Here is a 6,025-nt window from a genome sequence, read left to right as displayed (position 1 = left end):
CCTGAGTCCATTGCTGCTTTAGCAACTGCTGGTGCAATTTCTAAAATTAAACGTTGATCAAGTGGGCGTGGAATTAAATAGTCGCGGCCAAATGAAGCAGATTTTTCACCATATGTTGCTGCATCAGCTTCAACATGAGCCATACGCGCAATTGCATGTACACATGCAATTTTCATGTCTTCATTAATCGTAGTTGCGCCAACGTCAAGTGCACCACGGAAAATGTATGGGAAACATAATGCGTTGTTTACTTGGTTTGGATAGTCAGAACGACCAGTTGCCATAATGACGTCAGAACGTACTTCATGTGCATGTTCTGGTAAAATTTCTGGATCTGGGTTTGCCAAAGCAAAAATAATAGGGTTCTCAGCCATCTGTTTCACCATTTCTTTGGTGAGAATACCAGCAGCAGAAAGACCTAAGAACATATCAGCGCCAGCCATTACTTCATGAAGCTGAGATGCTGAAATATCTTGAACATAACGTTTTTTAGATTCGTCTAAGCCTTCACGTGAAGTGGTTAATAGACCACGAGAATCGGCAACAATGATATTTTCTTTTTTAGCACCAAGCGCACAAAGCAAGTCTAAACATGAAAGTGCTGCTGCACCTGCACCTGAAGCTACGATTTTGATTTCATCAATTTTTTTATTTACAAGTTGCAATGCATTGAGCAAAGCTGAACCTACAATAATACTTGTACCATGTTGATCGTCATGGAATACAGGAATTTTCATGCGTTCACGAAGTTTCTTTTCAATATAGAAACATTCAGGCGCTTTAATATCTTCGAGGTTGATACCACCGAAAGTTGGCTCAAGAGAGGCAACAATATCTACAATTTTATCTGGATCGTTTTCTGCAATTTCGATGTCAAATACATCTACACCAGCAAACTTTTTGAAGAGAACGCCTTTACCTTCCATTACAGGTTTAGAAGCCAATGGGCCAATATTACCTAAACCAAGAACAGCTGTACCGTTAGTTACTACAGCAACCAAGTTTCCGCGAGCTGTATATTTAGCAGCAGTTGAAGGATCACGTTCAATCTCTAAACATGGCGCAGCAACTCCGGGTGAGTAGGCTAAAGCCAAATCTCGTTGGTTGACAAGTTGCTTACTTGGGGTAACGCTGATTTTCCCTGGGTTTGGATATTCATGGTAATTTAAAGCGGCCTGTTTTAAAGATTGATCGTCCATCTGAGTCTCTATTTGATACAAAAAAGCAAACTAGTCAAATCACTCATTCAGGGAGAAGGCAACTCAGTTCTTTTACTATGCTTTAATTTTTACCAATTAAGAGAATAGTAGACGAATTGCCAATAGCCCTGTAGTGAGCTAAATGCTAAAGAATATAACACTACTTCTTTATTTCTCACAGTCAAAAACGCTCATTTTTGGAAAAAGCAGCATATGTAAAAATAGAGCGTTGGAACAATTAATAAATATGCGAATCTGTTTGTAGATAAGGAATAATCTGCTCAGCTGGGATAGGGCGGCTAAAGAAATAGCCTTGTAAAAAATCACATTGCTGTTTTTGCAGATAGGCAACTTGTTCTTCGGTTTCTACACCTTCGGCAACCAATTTAAGGCCCATACTTTTACCCATCGCAATCATGGCATTTACTATAGCTTCTTGTTTGTGATCACCAATTTTAGAAATGAAAGCACGGTCAATTTTTAGTACATCAATTGGATATTCAGTTAGGTACGCTAAAGAGGAGTAACCTGTACCGAAGTCATCTAAAGCAATTGAAATATCTCGTTGTTTTATCGCATGTAATAGCGTTTTGACGTTATCCGTATTATCTAATAAAGCCGACTCAGTAATTTCAAGTTCAAGGTCCGAACCTTGTATATTATATTTTTGCAAAACTTCATCTAGATCATTAAGTAATAAGCCACGATGTATTTGCTGAGCGACAATATTTACAGAGACTTGAACGTTTGTGTAGCCTGCGTTTTTCCATTCTTGTAATTGTTTTCCAACTTTATCTAAAACGACTTTGCCAATATCTGAAATCAGGCTACTACGCTCAGCAAAAGGTATAAACATATTTGGCATGACTAATCCTTTTTCAGGATGTTGCCAACGTATTAATGCTTCAAAACCTATAATAGATTGATCTAGTAGATTAATTTTGGGTTGGTAATAAATGACAAATTCATCATTTTGAATGGCTTTACGTAACTCTTGTTCTAAATCAGCAGTTTTATATGGATGTTCTGCTTTATTGCAATAGTAAGAAATGGTGTTGCCCCCTAAGCGCTTTGCTTCTGAAAGTGCTTGTTCTGCATGGTTATTAAGATGGTCAATTTGTCGGCCATGCTCAGGAAAGCATGCCACACCGATAGAAGCTGTAATAAAATATTCGTGATTATCAATATAAAAAGGTGCGTTGAGGGCTTGCAGGATGTTTTGGCAATATTGCTCAATATTTGGATGAATTGGAGAGATTTCATAAATAATTGCAAAATCGTCGCTATTTAAATAGGCAACCAAAATTGCATTAATATTGATTAAGCGTAATCGTTGTGCGAACTGTTTAAGAAGTTCATCACCACTATCATTATTTAAAAATTCATTAAACGCGCGGAAACGGTCAATGTTTACTCGTATTAGTGCTAAATTTTTAATGTTATATGAAGGGTTTACGAGATATTGATGTAATTGATTGTAATAGTAAAGACGATTAGGCAAGTGGGTGAGACTATCGTAATTTTTTAAATAGGATAGATGTTGTTCCTGACGTTTTTGTTCAGTGAGGTCACGTGCAAATCCAATATAATTTGTAATTTGATGGAACTCATCTTTGACCACATTGATGTGTAACCACAAATAGACGCTTTTGCCGGAACTAAACTTTTCATCGAATTGACCCATATATTCCCCAGTCTCGAGGAGCTGTTGGGTAATTGAGGTATGAAATTGTTGTTGTAATTCTTTCTGATTAATCGCAATGCTAAATAATTCTTTATTTAGAAGTTCTGATTTAGAAAATCCAGTTAATTTTTCGTAGTAAGGGTTAATATCAATATAGTTCAGGTGTTCATCTAAAATGAATATGCCTTCGGCTGCTTGTTCAAGCACAATTGCCGATAGTCTTAAGTGTTCTTGGTCTTTTTTCTCTTGATGTATATCTCGGGTCATCCCAACCATACGAAGCGCTTTTTGTGTTTTGGGATCTCTGGTAATGACACGACCTACATCATGAATCCATCGCCATGAACCATCTCGACGTAAAATCCTGAAACTGATATTAAAATGATCTGTAATTCCTTCCAGATGTTGCTTTAAACGCTCGTTAAACAGTTTTTTATCACTTGGATGTACGCGGTCTAAAATAGTATTGAGATGAATAACGGTCGTTTGTGTCTGCTTTTGTTGATCGAAAAAGGTAATTTCTAATTTTTGATTTTCAATATCCCAGTCCCAAGGTCGAATGCCTGCCGTTTCATTTGCAAAAGCTAAATTGTAGTGGTGGCTTTCGAGTTGCTCATTCATTTTAGTGAGATCGTATGTGCGTTCACGTACCTTTTGTTCTAGTAAATGGTTATTAAATTGGAGTTGGGCTTCAATATCTTTCGATTTATTCACTTCTTGTTGAAGTTGTACACATAACTCTTCAGCCCACTGGGTATGTTGTTCTGAAATTTGAATGAGCTGTTTATTTCTAAATAATAGTTGAGAAATTTTTTGATAGTTACGTTGAGTTGCGTATGCACAGAGTATGGTAGCTATGAAAGCGATGTTATAGGCGAAATAAAAAGGCAACTGAGTAATTGGTGTATGTGTAAATTGTGCAATTAATAGGGGTAATGTACTGGGAATAAATAAGAGATAAAAGTATCGAGGTTGTTGCGTTAAAAAAGTCAGTCCAATGATATGGGCAGAAGTGATAAACAAAGCAATTAGAATATGAGCATCGGGTAGGGTAACTAGCTCTTGAGGAAGATAAAAATGAATAACCGTAACGGTTGCCCCTAATAAAACTCCTGAAATAAAACAAATACTTTGTAAGATAAGATCAGCTTTTTTAATAAAATTAATAGTACGATAGTGCGTTAAAATATTTGGAACAAATAATAGGCAGATAAGAGATGCAATAGTGAGGCCCATAGACCAGTTAAATATTGTTATTGAAGATAAAAAATAATAAGAAAAAATAGCGTATGAGATGAGACATAGCAGTATTAAGCTAACTAAATACCAGCGTATATATTGAATTGAAAGTTTTAGCTGCTCAATTTTTGTTTGATGCTGTAAATATTCTTCCTGAAGCCCAGACATAAGATTTTTCTATCCTATTTTTTTACATATATACAGAAAGAATCTGATTTATCAGTGATAAAGAATTTGAAATTTTATTCATACAATAAAAGTAAATTAACTTTAAATAGCGATTTAATCAATGTTCAATGAACTTAGGTGGATAAAAACCGATAATTTAAAATAGATAAGGCGACGACTGGCGCAGTTTCTGTACGTAAAACACGGTCACCAATACACCAGTTCATAAAACCAGCTTGATTGGCTTGAGTAATTTCATTCTCGCTTAAACCGCCTTCTGGTCCAATCAATAAGGCAAGTTCAGGTTGTATGCCTGCTAATACATCTTTTTGTTCTTTTTCTGGCGCTAAAACGAATTTAGATTGAGGAAGTTCTGAAGAACTTAACCATTCATTAAGAGAAATAGGTGCTAATACTTCTGGAACTAAGTTCAAACCACATTGTTCGCATGCTGCAATTGCAACAGCTTGCCAGTGATCTAATTTTTTTTGATCTCGGTCATACTTTAAACGCATTTCACAGCGGTCACTGGTTAAAAGCTGAATCTTACTTACGCCAAGTTCAGTGGCTTTCTGAATGGCATAATCCATTCGGTCACCTTTACTCATAACCTGACCAAGAACTGCTTTAAATGGGGCATTACGGTTATTAGGGTTGAAATTCTCAATTGTGACAAACGCATTTTTTTTATTAATTTCGCTTAATGTCGCGAGATATTCGCCACCTTGGCCATTAAAGAGAGTCGCTTGTTCTTGTAATTGCGCACGTAAGACACGCACCCAATGATGAAATACTGATTCAGTTAGTTGAATAGTTGAACCAACTGTAAGTTCAGTTTCGATAAAAAAACGATTCATTGGGTACGCCTTACAAAATTAATTTAAACCAAGATCAACAACGAGTTGACGAGTTGGTTCGACTTGATTCATTGAATAGAAATGTAAGCTTGGTGCACCACCTGCGATTAGGCGTTCACATAGCTTCACAACAACTTCATGACCAAAAGCTTTAATACTCTCGCTGTCATCGCCATAGGCTTGTAATTGTTTACGGATCCAACGAGGAATCTCTGCGCCAGTACCATCAGCAAAGCGAATTAAATTGCTGGCATTGGTAATCGGCATGATGCCAGGAGCAACAGGAATATTAACTCCAGCTTTTTCCAGACGCTCAATAAAATAAAAGTATGAGTCTGGATTAAAGAAGAATTGTGTAATTCCTGCATTAGCGCCAGCTTGTACTTTTTCAATAAAACGTTGGATATCTGAATCAAGGTTTTCAGCTTGAGGGTGCATTTCAGGATAAGCTGCAACTTCAATATGAAAATGATCACCTGAGTGCTCACGAATAAAACGTACTAAATCTTGAGCATAAGGAAGTTCGCCAAGCCCGACTTGACCAGAAGGTAAGTCACCGCGTAAAGCAACAATACGGTTAATGCCTTGAGCTTTATATAAATCTAGTAACTCAGCAATACGCGCTTTATCATCACCAATGCATGAAAGGTGAGGTGCAACTGGTGTACCTTTACCATTGAAATCGTCAATAGCAGCAAGAGTACGTTCGCGAGTAGAACCACCAGCACCATAGGTAATCGAGAAGAAATCTGGATTTAATAGTTGTAATTCTTGATGAACAATACGAAGTTTTTCAGCACCGGCATCAGTTTTCGGTGGGAAAAACTCAAAAGAAATGGGTATACGTTTAGTCATGTCAAATCCTTGTAAACAGCGAA

The 6,025-nt window shown here is 36.9% G+C and carries 4 protein-coding genes; all 4 read right to left on the bottom strand.

Going from position 1 to position 6,025, the window contains the following annotated elements:
* On the bottom strand, window positions 1–1,199 hold a 1,199-nt coding region (locus UC75_RS20540; protein ID WP_322842885.1), incomplete at its 3' end, for a malic enzyme-like NAD(P)-binding protein.
* A gap of 238 nt (window positions 1,200–1,437) precedes the next feature.
* Window positions 1,438–4,290, bottom strand: a complete 2,853-nt coding sequence (locus tag UC75_RS07005) for an EAL domain-containing protein (protein WP_049837131.1) — start codon at window positions 4,288–4,290, stop codon at window positions 1,438–1,440.
* Between the two features lie 134 nt (window positions 4,291–4,424).
* On the bottom strand, window positions 4,425–5,147 hold the full coding sequence (locus UC75_RS07000) for a 16S rRNA (uracil(1498)-N(3))-methyltransferase (protein WP_005307157.1): 723 nt from the start codon (window positions 5,145–5,147) through the stop codon (window positions 4,425–4,427).
* Window positions 5,148–5,165: 18 nt separating this feature from the next.
* Window positions 5,166–6,002, bottom strand: coding sequence for a methylenetetrahydrofolate reductase [NAD(P)H] (gene metF, locus UC75_RS06995; RefSeq protein ID WP_049837130.1), 837 nt, complete (start codon window positions 6,000–6,002; stop codon window positions 5,166–5,168).
* Window positions 6,003–6,025: the final 23 nt, after the last annotated feature.

This window comes from Acinetobacter sp. V2, from assembly GCF_001188385.1.
In the GTDB taxonomy this organism is placed as follows: domain Bacteria; phylum Pseudomonadota; class Gammaproteobacteria; order Pseudomonadales; family Moraxellaceae; genus Acinetobacter; species Acinetobacter oleivorans.
This window is presented reverse-complemented; position numbering and strand designations above follow the sequence as displayed.

Coding starts and splice junctions, on each gene's coding strand:
- UC75_RS07000 (WP_005307157.1), bottom strand. CDS start 5,147: ATGAATCGTTTTTTTATCGAAACTGAACTTACAGTTGGTTCAACTATT.
- metF (WP_049837130.1), bottom strand. CDS start 6,002: ATGACTAAACGTATACCCATTTCTTTTGAGTTTTTCCCACCGAAAACT.
- UC75_RS07005 (WP_049837131.1), bottom strand. CDS start 4,290: ATGTCTGGGCTTCAGGAAGAATATTTACAGCATCAAACAAAAATTGAG.